Source organism: Bacillus sp. FSL E2-8868 (genome assembly GCF_038005505.1).
In the GTDB taxonomy this organism is placed as follows: domain Bacteria; phylum Bacillota; class Bacilli; order Bacillales; family Bacillaceae_G; genus Bacillus_A; species Bacillus_A mycoides.
In genome coordinates, this window is sequence record NZ_JBBOTI010000005.1 from 14,445 (window position 1) to 29,244 (window position 14,800).

The window sequence follows — 14,800 nt, forward strand, 5'->3', positions numbered from 1 at the left end:
TTCCCTGCAGGTTTGTTTTAATTTCTGTACATTAAATATCTTTCGTACCACATATCTACGAAATCCGGTGCGAATGGACCTTTTCTTTGATGAATCCACTGTGTTAAATGTGCTACATTTCGTTTTAAAATTGTATCAATAACAGGTGGATACTGCATGATTTGACTATGCTTTTCATACTCATCTTCATCCAAAAGTGTATATGTCATATCTGGGTACACTTTAATGTCTAAGTCGTAATCAATATACTTTAATGCTTCAGAGTCATATGCAAAAGGAGAACTTAAATTACAATAATAATATACTCCTTCTTCTCTCAGCATTCCAATTACATTAAACCAATAATTAGCATGGAAGTAACAAATCGCAGGTTCGCGAGTAACCCATGTTCGACCATCTGATTCCGTAACTACTGTACGATCATTTGCTCCGATCACAAGACTCTGCGTCCCTTTTAAAATTGTTGTCTCTTCCCACATTCTATGAATGGAGCCATTATGTTTATAACTATGTATTTGTACCTTTTCTCCTTCTTTGGGAAATCCCATATATGCTCCCTTCTTTCAACCGCAAATGCTTTTCTTAAGTTGTCTTAACTACCCCTTGAACTGCATTCACTTTTTTTCTATTATAACTTTTTTGTCAAAATTTTAAAACTAAAGCGATAGGACACTTGTTTTCATGAGGAATATAATGAAGTTTGTATTATTGAATACCCCATCACTAACCCTTTTAACGAAGGAACATTTCCTATGAATTAGCAATACGTATTTTAGAAGATTAAACGAAGATATAACAAAAAGAAAAGCCCCCTCACCTCTGTTTAAGAAAGGACTTTTCACCTAAAATCAACAACATATCTCACCCTTAATTTGAAATTATTTTTTCGGTTTCAAAAGATTGAATCACATTATTCGTTTGCTGTTCAAATTTTTCATGCAAAAGTTTTAATGCTATTTCTGTTCTGTATATTTCTTGACGGATAAAATGCAATTCTTTTTTATCGCACATATCCCTTCCACTCATTTCAATTTGCTGATACTTCTCTAAATGTGATTGTAACTTTAAAAGCTCATCCATCGTTTCCAACTGCTCTCCTACCAACTTATCAAAATCGTTCATCACTTACCCCCTTTTTAATTCATTCGCCATTTATAATTCCTATTACATATTTTCTAATCGTGAACTTCTTTCTCCTTTGACTATATTTGTTGACTTATTAGAAGTTATGTCGTTCCCTTTATTTTCATTACAGTGACACGCACACAAAGAAAACACTTCTCTCGAATTGGAGAAGTGTTTTTCTTTCATTACTCGTTTGAACTAGAAGATTGTGATTGTTTTGCAGCTGATTGTGCATTTTGTTTTTTCACTGCATGCACATCTGTTTCAGTTGCAAACTCTGTACCATAACTAGCATTTGCACTTTGAGCAGCAGAAGCTTGTGCTTTCTGTGCCTCTGATTGTGCGTTCGCTTGTTTTACTGCTTGTACATTCGTTTCAGTTGCAAACTCTGTACCATAGCTAGCATTTGTACTTTGAATGCTAGCACCAGAAGTTGCCTTATTATAACCTTGTTGTTTTTTACTCATCTTTCTCACCTCCACAATCAATAATGTAACCAATTCACTTAGAAGTTATCCCTAATTTTCTTTTTAAAAATTCACGTATATATCTCTTATCACTCATTCAAACTACATATGATGGAGGTGGGAATATGTATACTGGACGTGATATGACTGAGCTAACTATGATTTCCAAAAATGAATGGAAAGAGGATGAATTAGCTTATTTTCATCATTCATTTCAGCAAATTATGCCTTATCTAAATGTAGAGGGACAAACGATTTATAAAGAAGTTGTTAAAGAAATCGAGTCACGGGGCGGATTATAAACGCGTGGATTTTCAACCTCAAAATACAAATTTATTTTCAATATAAAAAAACGTGTTCCAAAGTTCTGGAACACGTTTTTTATTATTTATCCCGCTATTTGCCGGGCAGTAAGACCCCACCTCAAAATGCAGCGAAAGCAAAGAAGTTAGGTTGGGGTCGGGCTGCCCATAAAAGCCCGATTGGTGAGGGCTAATAATCAGTGGGGGATGAAGAAAACCCCCACTGATTAAAGTTTCACTTTACTGCATTGTAATTTTCTCAACACACTTTTCGTAAATTGTACGATGTGATTTCGAGAAAGGTAACTGTTCAAACGCTTCTTTCGATACAAACTTTAATGTATCCGTTTCGACAATATTACCTGTTACTTTTCCGTAAAATATGAAGATATCCCAAGTACGATGTGTAAAAGTATGTTGTACATTCATCGCGTATTCATCAATAGAAACAGAGAGATCAAAGCTCTCATTCATATAATCCGTAAGCTGTTGTTTTTGATTACGAATACCTTCACTTAGTTCAATATTCGGGAACTCCCACATATTAGCCAGTAATCCCGTACTTGGGCGTTTATTAATTACGTAACGGCCATCTTCAGTTTGAAGTACTCCCGCAACGAGCGGTACCATTGTAGGTGCTTTCGCTTTACTCTTCACTGGTAGTTCTTTTTGAACACCTTCAGCATACCCTCTGCAATGTTCACGTACAGGACAAAGTAAACAAGATGGATTTTTCGGTATACAAATTAATGCCCCTAATTCCATCAAACCTTGGTTAAAATAAGATGGATTTTCTATAGAAATAATTTCACGCACAATCTCTTCAAAAACTTTTCTCGTTTTCGGTTTTGCAATATCATCCCACACTGATAAAATACGAGATAATACACGCATAACATTTCCATCAACCGCTGGCTCTGGTATGCCATATGCAATACTTAAAATGGCACCTTTTGTATATGGTCCCACTCCTTTTAATTTTTCAATTTTCTTTACATCGCTCGGTACTGTCCCGCCGTATACTTCTTTTACCTCTTTTACTGCAGCATGTAAATTTCGTGCTCTAGAATAATAACCTAAGCCTTCCCATGCTTTTAATACTTCTTCATCATCGGCAGTTGCTAGCGCTTCAAGCGTAGGAAACTTCCCCATAAAATTTGCGTAATATGGTTTTACAGCCTCAACCCTTGTTTGCTGTAACATAATTTCTGAAACCCAAACACGGTATGGATCTTTATTTTTTCGCCACGGTAAATCACGTTGTTCTTTTTCAAACCAACCAATTAAATCATTTTGAAACTGTTCTATGTTAAACTCATTTAATATTTCAAGTGTCAAACTTGATCCCCCTCATTTTTTTGCATATACGTACTATTATAAAGATTTTAGGAAAAAATTTAAGTAAGATGACATAGGAAATAGAAGGCAAAGGACTTGAGGTATCGAATAAAAAGAGTTACATTAATAAAAAACGGAGGTGGATTTCTATGGACACAGCCACTCACCTTGTTATGGGCGTTACTCTAGGCAGTTTGGCAACATTAGATCCAGCTATAGCACAAAGTGATATTGGGCCACAAGCAGTGATGCTTGCAACAATTGCCGGTTCCAATATTCCTGACATCGATACAGTTTTAAAATTGCGTAATAACGCTAAATATATAAGAAATCATCGCGGGATTACTCATTCCATCCCTGCAGTGATCCTTTGGTCACTCCTTATAAGTGGCATCTCTTTCGCCTTCTTTTCAGACGCTCCCTATCTGCATCTACTACTTTGGTCATTTATTGCCGTCTTTCTTCATGTCTTTGTGGATATTTTCAATGCCTATGGTACACAGGCATTAAGGCCCTTCACAAAAAAATGGGTAGCGCTCGGCATAATTAATACGTTTGATACTGTCATTTTCTTTATCCATATACTTGCTATCGCCTGTATGCTTGTCGGAGCACATAAAGGCTATACTGCTTTAGCAGCGTATATATTAATGTTTGTTTACTATATCGGCCGCATTATGATGCATCGAAATATTAAAAGTGTAGTATACAAACGTTTCAAAAATGTAGAGAAAGTAATTATTTCTCCTTCTTACAAATTTTATCATTATCATTTAGCCGTCGTTACAACTGAACATTACTACGTCGCAAGATGGCACCGCGGTAACATCCTTGTATACGATAAATTCGATCGCGTACTGTTCCCGAATACCGCCATTATGCAAGCCGCTGTGCGAGATGAAAATATATCTGCTTTCTTATCTTTCTCGCCTGTATATCGCTGGGATATTTTCGATTATGATAACTATTATGAAGTTCGATTTATTGATTTGCGGTATCGAAGTAAAGATTATTATCCATTCGTCGCAATCGTTCAGCTCGATCAAAATTTAAATATTATTAGTTCATATACAGGATGGATTTTCAGCGAAGAGAAACTTCGAAAGAAACTGGAATTGCTTCCACATTAAAAAAAGCGACCTACGTCGCTTTTTTTAATGTTTCAAATGATCTTCTTGATTGATTAAATGGCTATACTTCGGATTATTTGTACGCATTTCATGAAGGCGCCCTCCATGATTATTAACCCATGTTCGTACCACTTGTTCAGTCATTTCCTCACCTTGGTAACGACCTGATTTAGCATAAGTTGTTCGGAAGTCTTCCCACAATAATTCAACCCATGCACGAGCTTGTGCGTAAGAAAGGTTGTCATTTTTATCTAATAATTCTTTCGTTAATGTTTCATAAATATCATTCATGTTCTATTCTCCTTTTACCTATTTATTCCCTTAATTTCTAAAGGATAGTTTCTTCTATTTTGCACATTCTATAAGTGATACTTCTTAAAGGGGTATCGACTGATAGTGAGGGGGCGTTCTTAATGGGTAGACAAGCCGAATTTTGGTCTGAGTCAAAAAACAACAGCAAAATCGACGGTCAACCGAAAGCGAAATCACGCTTCGCTTCGAAACGACCTAACGGCACAATTAACACGCACCCACAAGAGCGTATGCGTGCTGCAAATCAGCAGGAAGAGTAGTACAAATTAAATTCCTACACGAGGTGATAAAGATGAGCTACCGTGACCATTTAGATCGTCGTTCTGAATTATTTAACCATACGTGGACTCGTCCAAAACATGCGAAAGCGCAAGTTAATGGACAGACGCAACAAACCCAGTCTCTCATTATACTGGCAAACGAATGTAAAAAACGCCAATTTTAGAATCTCCTATCTCCTTTAACGCCTACCAAAGATGAAAACCAGAGAGATATTCACTCTCTGGTTTTTATTTTTCCTGCAGCAAGGAAATTGGTATTCCAATCTCTTCATTATCATTTTGCTTATATCCCCAAGCAAATACCCCATTGAAATACGTAATTTTAAATACCACACCAGGTTCTTCTACTAATTCATATGTCTCACCAATATGGAATTTATTTATATCTATCATATAAGCACGAGCCATAGCCATTTTTCTCATTAATACATCGAATTCATTTACAATTCCAAGTTGCTCAGCCTTTACTGCTTGCTCCTTCAAAACCCCAATTTCTTCCCTTAACTCATGTGGTGTCATTTCACTGTAGCGTTTTGGCGTACCCATCTTATTTCCTCATCCCTCTTCACGTTTCATTTGTAAAAATATATCTATCTCATCAATAGAGAATCCTTTTCGATATAACGCTTGCTTCACCTTATTTTCGAATGTCCAACCATCATACTTCTTATATTTCTCATAATATTTATTCCCATGATAGTGTAACGCTTCTTGTTGCTGTTCGTCATCTTTTTCGTCTTTCAATTCTTCCAAGCAAATTTGAATCACATCTCTAGAATATCCTTTACGAACAAGCATTTCATCTAACTTTAGCTTCATTTGTAAAAATGAATGCTTTTGATAAGATTTTTTCTTCTTTTCTATAAGAAACAAAGCATTCTCCATTTGCTTCTCCTTTGGATACTCTTGTAAACTATGTGTAATGATTAAATCCTGAACACCTTTACTTAATAGCCCTCTCCTAATAACAGTTGGACCTTTTTGATTCACATTACTTTGCGTTCGCACGTATGAAATAGCGTACTCTTTATCATTAATATATCGATCATGTAATAATTTCGAAACGACTTCAGAGATGATGGCCTGTCCCACTTCTTTTTTTCGTAAGAAATCTTCTATTTCTTGTTTTGTTCTCATTTGATAGGATAAATAGGAAATCGCTTGTAAATATGCTTTTTGTACCTCTTCATTGTACAAAATATTCCCTAACGCTACTTCATCAATTTCTAAGCCTTTTTGTAACCCATGTTTCATTAAGATTGATTGATTCACACTAAACCCGTACTCTTCGCCTTGACCTTTATCAATATAAATATTAAATCGTTCTTTCGATCGTTTTTGCACTTCTATTTTTGTAATGACAGTCATACTCTCACCTCTCTATTATTTTAACATAGTCAAGGAACGTTTTTTCTTTTCAAGAATATATATAATGAGGAGGAAATAATTGTGAAAATCGCAATTTCTGGTGGCTCTGGCTTTATAGGCAAATCCCTTTCTAGTTTTTTTATTCAAAAGGGATTTACTGTTTACATTCTTACTCGAAAAAAAATTGCTGAAACTTCACACACTAACCTTCAATACGTACAGTGGACACCGGATTTACAGACCTTCCCTCTCTCCTCTATCGATGTAGTTATTAATCTAGCTGGAGAATCTATTAATAGTAGATGGACAAAAAAACAAAAAGAATCAATTTTAAACAGTAGAATTCAAACAACAAAAGGACTCATTAAACAATTACAAACCCTTGAAACAAAGCCACACACATTTATTAATGCAAGTGCCATTGGATACTATGGGACATCTGAAACCGAATCTTTTACAGAACAGCAAGAGACTCCAGGAGATGACTTTTTAGCAAACACAGTATATTTGTGGGAGCAAGAAGCATCTAAAGCCCGCTCCATTGGAATAAGAACTGTCTACACAAGATTTGGAGTCGTATTGGGCGCAGATGGAGGAGCTCTTCCAAAAATGCTACTTCCCTATCAATTATATATCGGCGGTACACTTGGATCTGGAAACCAATGGTTATCATGGATTCATATAGACGATGTCGTTCGCATGATTGATTTCATCATTCACAAAAAAGAAATTGACGGACCTTTTAATATTACAGCGCCAACGCCAATACGGATGAAAGAGTTCGGTGAAATTATTGCCACTATAACTAGGCGACCTCATTGGCTACCTGTTCCTTCATTTGTACTTCGCGCTTTACTCGGTGAGATGAGTATACTTGTATTAGAAGGGCAACATGTATTACCCAATAAAGCTATTAAACATGGATATCAATACACATTTCCAACAGTTAACCATGCATTACAAAATATCCTCTTGCATACAATGTAGTACTTTTAAAATACAGTTTTACGGGTAGTCTATCTCCTCCAAGACTTCTTACTTTTTAAACACCGGAGCATTACTACACGAAAAACCTTTCAGTTACTTTGTCTAAACCTATTCTACACATTACAAGGTGACGGAAATGAGGTCTCTATGAAAATATTGCTCAAACAAGCCATTGTATATCCTATTACATCCCAAAAGTTTCAAGGAGATGTACTCGTTATAGGAGAACGCATTGCCGCGGTCAAACCTCATATTGATACTACTCAGGATATGACCGTTATAGATGCACGAGCTCTTCATCTCTTGCCTGGATTTATTGATGTTCATACTCACCTTGGCCTCTACGATGAAGGTACTGGTTGGGCTGGTAATGATGCAAATGAAACATCCGAAGTTTCAACACCACATATCCGTTCTTTAGACGGGATTCATCCTTTTGATATTGCATTTCAAGACGCTGTACAAAATGGTGTTACGACTGTTCACGTGATGCCCGGAAGCCAAAACATTATCGGCGGTACTACTTGCGTAATAAAAACTGCTGGAACTTGTATTGATCATATGATTATTCAGGAACCTGCTGGTTTAAAAATTGCCTTTGGAGAAAATCCTAAAAAGTTCCATAGCAACGGCACAAAAGAATCAATAACACGTATGGGAATTATGGGGTTACTTCGTGAATCATTCTATGACGCACAACACTACGGGCATGAAGCTGATTTTCGAATGCTACCTATTTTAAAAGCACTCCGCCGAGAAATACCGGTACGTATCCACGCTCACCGCGCAGATGATATCACTTCAGCCTTACGCTTTGCGACAGAATTCAATCTTGATTTACGTATTGAACATTGTACAGAAGGACACTTTATTGTTGAAGAGCTTTCGAAACACAATTTAAAAGTTTCAGTTGGACCTACTCTTACGCGACGTTCGAAAATCGAACTTAAAAACAAAACGTGGGATACTTATCATATTTTATCGAAAAATGGAGTAGAAGTTTCTATTACAACCGACCACCCTTATACACCCATTCAATATTTAAATGTTTGCGCTGCCATTGCAGTAAGAGAAGGATTAGATGAGAAAACAGCGTTGGAAGGAATCACTATTTTCCCAGCTCGAAATTTACGTTTGGAGGATAGAATTGGAAGCATTGATGTTGGAAAAGATGCTGACCTCGTGTTATGGACACATCATCCTTTCCATTATTTAGCCAAGCCTGTACTCACTATGATTGACGGAAAAATAATTTACAAAAAAAATAAAAAAACTAGTTTATTTTTTTGACTAGATACAGTATTATACGATTATAAACTGAATGAAACCATAATCAATTTGTGTCGTGATTATCATTTTCAAATTGATGAATGGGGAAGGCAAATGGTGCGCCACCAGCGTTAGAAACTGGTTCTAGTGGGTTCGATTCCCACCCCGAAATTTTTTAAAGATTGATATAAAAATTTCGAGGGTGGGTGCTTTTTCGTCATGCTACCCTCGTGTGAGGAGGAGTTAGTGTGTTGAAAAAACGCGACTTACACGACAGCCACGTTCTATACGAATTAATGGTGGATCCTGCTGTCTTCCCTTTTGTGCGTCAAAAGGCCTATTCTTATGAAGAATATTTATTTTTAACGAAACAAACAATCGAAGCCGAAGAGCGTGGAGAATTAATCTCACGCACAATTTTAGATGAATGGGGTAACCCCATCGGCACAATTACTTTATTTGATGTGCAAGAAAAAGCTGGATTCCTCGGAACTTGGCTTGGCAAACCATATCATGGTAAAGGATATAATAAATTGGCGAAAGATTCATTTTTTAGCGAACTTTTCTATGAATTAGATATTGAAACGATTTTTATGCGTATTCGTAAAATAAATATTCGGTCTATTAAAGCTGCCGAAAAACTACAATATGTAAATCTAGCAAACGAAACAAGAAAAGCCGTTTATGATGAAATTAACGCGCATGAAGAAGTATATAATTTATATGAAATTCCAAAAGATCAGTATACACTTGCAACAATGCGAGATACAACATTCCAAGAAGCACACCAATTAAAAGAAGCGTAATCTAAAAATTCAGAAATGATAATTAATCATTACTAGTTTGACATATATGTATATCACCCCATGTCTTTGGAAACGATAGATAGTGACTTTAGGACACGAGGTGATTTGTAATGGATAAAAGGAAACGTGATAAAGCAAAAAACACATTATCTAGTACACAAGAAGTTCTCTATCAGCGAGAATTTCGAAAAGCAGATCGTGCAGCGGGCTATCGCTCAAAAAGTATTTAAAGTGAAACTGAATAATTAGAAGGTTTCCCCCCTAATTATTCAGTTTCATTACATAAGATTTTCCAATGAATTAGTAAAAAAGGTTCCTTATTTATAAGGAACCTTTTTTGTGGACAACCTTATCCACAAAAAACGTAGAATTGTGCATAAATTACAAAAGTATTTTACGAATTCATTTATTTAAATGAATTCGTAACGTGAGAATTGTGGATAATTTTCTAAAAATTGTGGATTATGTGGATATAGCTGTTAATATTCCGATTTTACTGTCCAATGAAGGCGTAATCCCTTGTGGATAAAGTGAAACTTTAATCAGTCGGAGTTTTGTTTATCCCCACTGATTATTAGCCCTCACCAATCGGGCTTTTGCGGGATAAGTTAATAATTCACGTTTATTTTTTTACAACAATAAAAAAAACCCTCTTTAAATGCTTAAAAGAGGGTTTCATATTAAGTAAAAGATTCGGCAAGAACTGGTGATTTAATAGGTATATGATTCGGCTCTGCATGATTTTCTGCCAAAATTGTATCCACAATATGACCAGCTGGCTCAGGACGATAAATACTTTTCATTGCTTCTTTCATCTGAAGAAGCTTCATATCATCTTGTAATAACGCCTCTGTTTTTGCAAAAACTTCACTATCATCACGAATTACAACTGCAGCCCCTTTTTTTTCAAAATACAACGCATTTTCATTCTCTTGTCCTGGGACAGGTTTATATAAAATGACGGGTACTTGTAATGCTGCTGCTTCGCTTAATGTAATACCACCTGGCTTCGTAATCATACAAGAAGTAACACGGAACAATTCATCAATGTTTTCAACATAACCAAATACTTTTAAAGCATCAGAACTTTGTTCCTGTAGTTCCATTAAATCCTGCTTTAAAGCTTCGTTTTTCCCACAAACGACAACTACTTGTAAGTTTGGTACTGACATAAATGACTGGCATAGCTCTTTTACACTCCCTAGCACACCATGAGCACCTGCTACAATTAGTAACATCTTTTTATCCTTACATAACTGATATTTATTATATATAATTGCTGGATTTATCTTTAGCTCAAAACTGCTACGAATCGGAATCCCTGTTTCAACAATTTGTTCTGCAGGTACACCGATATCAACCATCACTTTTTTCACATGATCGGTTGCTACAAAATAACGATCTACTTCTCGATGGATCCATATTTTATGCACGCAAAAATCCGTTAATACGTTATAAACAGGAATAGAAATACCTATTTGCTTTTTCAATTCTGGTACAGCGATGATTGGAAAGGTATTAATAACAATATCCGGTTTCTCCACCTGTAATAGCGTCTTCAAACGCTTTCTCCCAAAATTCGCATACCAAGATGCTATTTTTTTATCATAAATTTTCTCTACACCATAATAAAACAAACGATATAATTCTTTTCCTACCGTATAGCTTTTTAAATATAAATATTTTGTAATATCGGTTATAACTGGATGTGATTCTCCAAACAAGTCGCATACAATTACATCTTCGATTCCTTTTTGGCGAAATGTTTGTTCTAATGTTTTTGCCACTTGCACATGACCGTTACCGTAATGTGCAGTTAATATTAAAACCTTGGGGTTTTTTATCAAACAAATCCACTCCTAGCTTTTTGTTTCTCCATATTGCATATACGACAATAGGAAAAACATTTTCCTTAAAAACTACATACTCGGATTCTAATACTTTCCTGTTAGCTATGTATCTGTCGTGGATATGCAAAGCATATAAGATTGACCCCTTAATCCTATCTGTGCTCATATCTTTACATTATACTTTCCTATAAGAGCTTTCGCAATAACTTACAAATGTTCTATATTCCATAATACTCACTCTTTTACTTCTTAATTCTTTTTACTATTTTGATTTCCCTTTACAATTATGTAAATTTCTCCGCTTATTCTTTACAAAAATATGGATATTCCCTTTTCAGTATACTCTTTTCTAAATATATACTCTAGATTTTATTATGAAGAAACAAAAAGCCTAACCAAATGTTTAGGTTAGACTGCTTGTAAAATATGTTTTGCATGTTCAACATTTTCTTCTGTCGGTGGATTCACATCCGCAAGTGGATACTTATGTCCAAGTGCCTCCCATTTATAAACACCGAGCTTATGATATGGCAGCACTTCCACTTTCTTAACATTAGATAGACTTTGAATAAAGTTTGATAATTTTTGCAAATCCTCTTCACCATCGGTAACACCGGGAACCAATACATGTCTTACCCAAATTGGTTTCTTTATATCCGATAAATAACGAGCAAATTGTAAAATGTGTTCATTTGGTTTCCCTGTTAATTTACGATGTTTCTTTGAATCAATATGCTTCAAATCCAATAAAACTAAATCTGTATACTCCATTAAAATATCTAGCTTATTTTGGAATTCTGGTTCTTCAGAATAACAACCGCCAGAAGAATCGATTGTTGTATGGATACCAGCTTCTTTGCACTTTTTAAACAACTGGGTTAAGAAGTCTAGCTGTAATAGTGGCTCTCCACCGCTAACTGTTATACCGCCTCCAGAAGCTTCAATAAATGGAAGGTAACATGTCACATCCTGCATCACTTCTTCAACTGTTATTTCTTTACCTTTACCGATTTCCCATGTATCAGCATTATGACAATATTGACAACGTAATAAACACCCTTGTGTAAATATGACATAACGAATCCCTGGGCCATCAACAGTACCACAAGACTCTACAGAATGTATTCTTCCTTTTACCATGTTACTTCCTCCTTTATTGAAACAGCCTCCCTCCGCTATATATTAAAAGCAGAGGGACACTTTTTTCACTTACATGCTTTCATGCATTGTACGGTTTATTACATCAATTTGTTGTTCACGAGTTAATTTAATAAAGTTAACAGCGTAACCAGATACACGAATTGTTAATTGTGGATATTTTTCAGGATGCTCCATTGCATCCATTAATGTTTCACGGTTAAATACGTTAATATTTAAGTGGTGTCCTTCTTTTATTGCATATCCATCAAGCATAGATACTAAGTTTCGTACTTGTACATCATCTTCTTTACCAAGTGCTTTTGGAATAATAGAGAATGTATTTGAAATACCATCTTGTGCATCTTCATATGGTAATTTAGCTACAGATAATAATGATGCTAATGCACCTTTTGTATCACGGCCATGCATTGGATTTGCGCCCGGTGCAAATGGTTCTCCAGTACGACGTCCATCTGGAGTGTTACCAGTTTTCTTACCGTATACAACGTTAGATGTGATTGTTAAGATTGACATTGTATGAACAGAATTACGGTATGTTTTATGTTTGCGAATCTTGTTCATAAATGTTTTCACAAGATTTACTGCGATTTCATCTACACGATCATCATTGTTACCGTATTTAGGGAAATCTCCCTCAATTTCGAAATCAACTGCAATACCATTTTCATCACGAATTGGTTTTACTTGTGCATATTTAATTGCACTTAAAGAGTCTGCTACTACAGATAATCCAGCGATACCTGTTGCCATTGTACGAAGAACATTTGTATCGTGAAGTGCCATTTCAATACGTTCATAGCTATATTTATCGTGCATATAGTGAATTACATTTAATGTATTTAAGTATAGACCAGCTAACCATTCCATTGTCATATCGAATTTACGCATAACTTCTTCATAATCTAATACTTCAGAAGTAATTGGTGCGTATTCAGGACCAACTTGTGCTTTTGACTTTTCATCTTTACCACCGTTAACTGCATATAGTAATGCTTTCGCTAAGTTTGCACGTGCTCCGAAGAACTGCATTTGTTTACCAATTCTCATTGCTGATACACAACAAGCAATACCGTAGTCATCACCGTAGTCAGCACGCATAATGTCATCATTTTCGTATTGAATTGCTGATGTTTTAATAGACATTTTTGCACAGTAGTTTTTAAAGTTCTCTGGTAATTGTTTAGACCAAAGAACTGTTAAGTTTGGTTCTGGTGCTGGTCCTAAATTATCTAATGTATGCAAGAAACGGAATGAGTTTTTTGTTACTAACGGACGACCGTCTAACGCCATACCACCGATAGATTCAGTTACCCAAGTTGGGTCTCCAGAGAATAGTTCATTATAATCAGGTGTTCTTGCAAATTTCACAAGACGTAATTTCATAATGAAATGGTCAACAATTTCTTGTGCTTTTTCTTCTGTTAAAGTACCATTTGCTAAATCTCTTTCAATGTAAACATCTAAGAATGTAGAGGTACGTCCAAGGCTCATTGCTGCCCCGTTTTGCTCTTTAATTGCTGCAAGATAAGCAAAGTATAACCATTGGAAGGCCTCTTGTGCATTTGTAGCTGGCTTAGAAATATCGAATCCATGAGAAGCAGCCATCTGTTTTAACTCTTGAAGTGCACGCATTTGCTCAGATAATTCTTCACGTAAACGCATTGTATCTTCGCTCATTACACCGCCAGTTAAATTATAATCAGCTTTTTTCGCTTCAATTAAATGATCTATACCATATAGCGCTACGCGGCGATAGTCACCGATAATACGTCCACGTCCATACGCATCTGGAAGACCAGTAATAACACCTGATTTACGAGCCGCTTTCATTTCTGGTGTGTATGCATCAAATACACCTTGATTATGAGTTTTACGCCAGTCTCTGAAAATCTTGCTAAGTTCTTTATCCATTTCATATCCATACGCTTCACAAGCTTGTTCTGCCATACGAATACCACCATATGGTTGTAAAGAACGTTTAAATGGTTTATCAGTTTGGAAACCGACCACTTTTTCAATATCTTTATTTAAATATCCTGGTTCATGTGATGTAATAGAAGAAACAATTTTTGTATCCATATCAAGAACGCCACCGTTTTCACGTTCCTTTGTTGTTAAATCCATTACTTGATCCCAAAGTTGTTTCGTTGCTTCAGTTGCTTCCGCTAAGAAAGAGTCTTCTCCCTCGTAAACGTTTACATTATTTAAAATGAAATCGCGAACATCAATCTCTGCTTTCCATTTTTCACCTTTAAAGTTTTCCCACGCGCTTTTTACATTTTCTAATACTTGAGTCATCCTAATCTCCTCCATTTTTGATTAGTACAGGACTACGATTTTTTATATAACAGCTTACACACTTAGAATACTACTTTTTTTCGGAAGTGGACGAAATAGTTGTGAC

General features: G+C 35.7%; 18 protein-coding genes. 8 read left to right on the forward strand and 10 right to left on the reverse strand.

The annotated features are described in order from the left end of the window. Positions 1 to 17: 17 nt before the first annotated feature. The 3 genes from ntdP to NSS74_RS26870 all read right to left on the reverse strand — a co-directional run bounded on the left by ntdP (position 18) and on the right by NSS74_RS26870 (position 1,592). Entirely contained in the window at positions 18 to 548 is a 531-nt protein-coding gene (ntdP, locus tag NSS74_RS26860) for a nucleoside tri-diphosphate phosphatase (RefSeq protein ID WP_000506630.1), read from the reverse strand. A 319-nt stretch (positions 549 to 867) separates the two neighbouring features. Continuing rightward, the gene (locus NSS74_RS26865; protein ID WP_002029639.1) at positions 868 to 1,122 is read right to left on the reverse strand and encodes a YgaB family protein; all 255 of its coding nucleotides are present in this window, start codon (positions 1,120 to 1,122) and stop codon (positions 868 to 870) included. A 188-nt stretch (positions 1,123 to 1,310) separates the two neighbouring features. Further along, positions 1,311 to 1,592 carry a gamma-type small acid-soluble spore protein gene (locus tag NSS74_RS26870; RefSeq protein WP_002125062.1) on the reverse strand — a complete coding sequence of 94 codons (282 nt, stop codon included), beginning with the start codon at positions 1,590 to 1,592 and terminating at the stop codon, positions 1,311 to 1,313. A 125-nt stretch (positions 1,593 to 1,717) separates the two neighbouring features. Here NSS74_RS26870 and NSS74_RS26875 point away from each other — a divergent pair, with 125 nt between their 5' ends. Then, positions 1,718 to 1,894 carry a hypothetical protein gene (locus NSS74_RS26875; protein WP_002091123.1) on the forward strand — a complete coding sequence of 59 codons (177 nt, stop codon included), beginning with the start codon at positions 1,718 to 1,720 and terminating at the stop codon, positions 1,892 to 1,894. A gap of 240 nt (positions 1,895 to 2,134) precedes the next feature. On the opposite strand, the gene mutY is transcribed toward NSS74_RS26875, so the two are convergent. After that, complete coding sequence (gene mutY, locus NSS74_RS26880) at positions 2,135 to 3,232, reverse strand: A/G-specific adenine glycosylase (protein WP_002140288.1); 1,098 nt, start codon at positions 3,230 to 3,232, stop codon at positions 2,135 to 2,137. A gap of 149 nt (positions 3,233 to 3,381) precedes the next feature. On the opposite strand from mutY, the gene NSS74_RS26885 reads away from it, so the two are divergent. Then, positions 3,382 to 4,362, forward strand: coding sequence for a metal-dependent hydrolase (locus NSS74_RS26885; protein WP_002029634.1), 981 nt, complete (start codon positions 3,382 to 3,384; stop codon positions 4,360 to 4,362). Between the two features lie 24 nt (positions 4,363 to 4,386). On the opposite strand, the gene NSS74_RS26890 is transcribed toward NSS74_RS26885, so the two are convergent. Continuing rightward, the gene (locus NSS74_RS26890) at positions 4,387 to 4,653 is read right to left on the reverse strand and encodes a YfhJ family protein (protein WP_002010328.1); all 267 of its coding nucleotides are present in this window, start codon (positions 4,651 to 4,653) and stop codon (positions 4,387 to 4,389) included. A gap of 122 nt (positions 4,654 to 4,775) precedes the next feature. Between NSS74_RS26890 and NSS74_RS26895 the strand changes: the two genes are divergently transcribed. Together NSS74_RS26895 and NSS74_RS26900 are read left to right on the forward strand one after the other, a co-directional pair. Then, positions 4,776 to 4,934 carry a small, acid-soluble spore protein K gene (locus NSS74_RS26895; RefSeq protein ID WP_002010326.1) on the forward strand — a complete coding sequence of 53 codons (159 nt, stop codon included), beginning with the start codon at positions 4,776 to 4,778 and terminating at the stop codon, positions 4,932 to 4,934. 32 nt (positions 4,935 to 4,966) lie between these two features. Further along, positions 4,967 to 5,119, forward strand: a complete 153-nt coding sequence (locus tag NSS74_RS26900) for a YpzG family protein (RefSeq protein WP_002010325.1) — start codon at positions 4,967 to 4,969, stop codon at positions 5,117 to 5,119. Positions 5,120 to 5,183: 64 nt separating this feature from the next. Here NSS74_RS26900 and NSS74_RS26905 read toward each other — a convergent pair whose 3' ends face one another. Together NSS74_RS26905 and recX are read right to left on the reverse strand one after the other, a co-directional pair. Beyond that, positions 5,184 to 5,501: a YfhH family protein gene (locus NSS74_RS26905; RefSeq protein ID WP_002029631.1), complete on the reverse strand. Its 318-nt coding sequence runs from the start codon at positions 5,499 to 5,501 to the stop codon at positions 5,184 to 5,186. Positions 5,502 to 5,510: 9 nt separating this feature from the next. Then, positions 5,511 to 6,323, reverse strand: a complete 813-nt coding sequence (recX, locus tag NSS74_RS26910) for a recombination regulator RecX (RefSeq protein WP_002029629.1) — start codon at positions 6,321 to 6,323, stop codon at positions 5,511 to 5,513. Between the two features lie 81 nt (positions 6,324 to 6,404). On the opposite strand from recX, the gene NSS74_RS26915 reads away from it, so the two are divergent. From NSS74_RS26915 to NSS74_RS26930, 4 genes are all read left to right on the forward strand, one after another. Continuing rightward, positions 6,405 to 7,310 carry a TIGR01777 family oxidoreductase gene (locus NSS74_RS26915; RefSeq protein ID WP_002140287.1) on the forward strand — a complete coding sequence of 302 codons (906 nt, stop codon included), beginning with the start codon at positions 6,405 to 6,407 and terminating at the stop codon, positions 7,308 to 7,310. A gap of 147 nt (positions 7,311 to 7,457) precedes the next feature. Further along, entirely contained in the window at positions 7,458 to 8,600 is a 1,143-nt protein-coding gene (locus NSS74_RS26920) for an amidohydrolase (protein WP_002091127.1), read from the forward strand. 227 nt (positions 8,601 to 8,827) lie between these two features. Then, on the forward strand, positions 8,828 to 9,385 hold the full coding sequence (locus tag NSS74_RS26925; RefSeq protein WP_002091129.1) for a GNAT family N-acetyltransferase: 558 nt from the start codon (positions 8,828 to 8,830) through the stop codon (positions 9,383 to 9,385). Positions 9,386 to 9,495: 110 nt separating this feature from the next. Then, the gene (locus NSS74_RS26930) at positions 9,496 to 9,615 is read left to right on the forward strand and encodes a YfhE family protein (RefSeq protein WP_002029627.1); all 120 of its coding nucleotides are present in this window, start codon (positions 9,496 to 9,498) and stop codon (positions 9,613 to 9,615) included. Positions 9,616 to 10,065: 450 nt separating this feature from the next. Here the strand turns inward: NSS74_RS26930 and NSS74_RS26935 are convergent, their stop codons facing one another. The 3 genes from NSS74_RS26935 to pflB all read right to left on the reverse strand — a co-directional run bounded on the left by NSS74_RS26935 (position 10,066) and on the right by pflB (position 14,694). Next, positions 10,066 to 11,232: a diglucosyl diacylglycerol synthase gene (locus NSS74_RS26935; RefSeq protein WP_002139554.1), complete on the reverse strand. Its 1,167-nt coding sequence runs from the start codon at positions 11,230 to 11,232 to the stop codon at positions 10,066 to 10,068. Between the two features lie 411 nt (positions 11,233 to 11,643). After that, on the reverse strand, positions 11,644 to 12,375 hold the full coding sequence (gene pflA, locus NSS74_RS26940) for a pyruvate formate-lyase-activating protein (protein WP_002029624.1): 732 nt from the start codon (positions 12,373 to 12,375) through the stop codon (positions 11,644 to 11,646). A 69-nt stretch (positions 12,376 to 12,444) separates the two neighbouring features. After that, positions 12,445 to 14,694, reverse strand: coding sequence for a formate C-acetyltransferase (gene pflB / locus NSS74_RS26945; protein ID WP_002029623.1), 2,250 nt, complete (start codon positions 14,692 to 14,694; stop codon positions 12,445 to 12,447). Positions 14,695 to 14,800 lie beyond the last annotated feature (106 nt).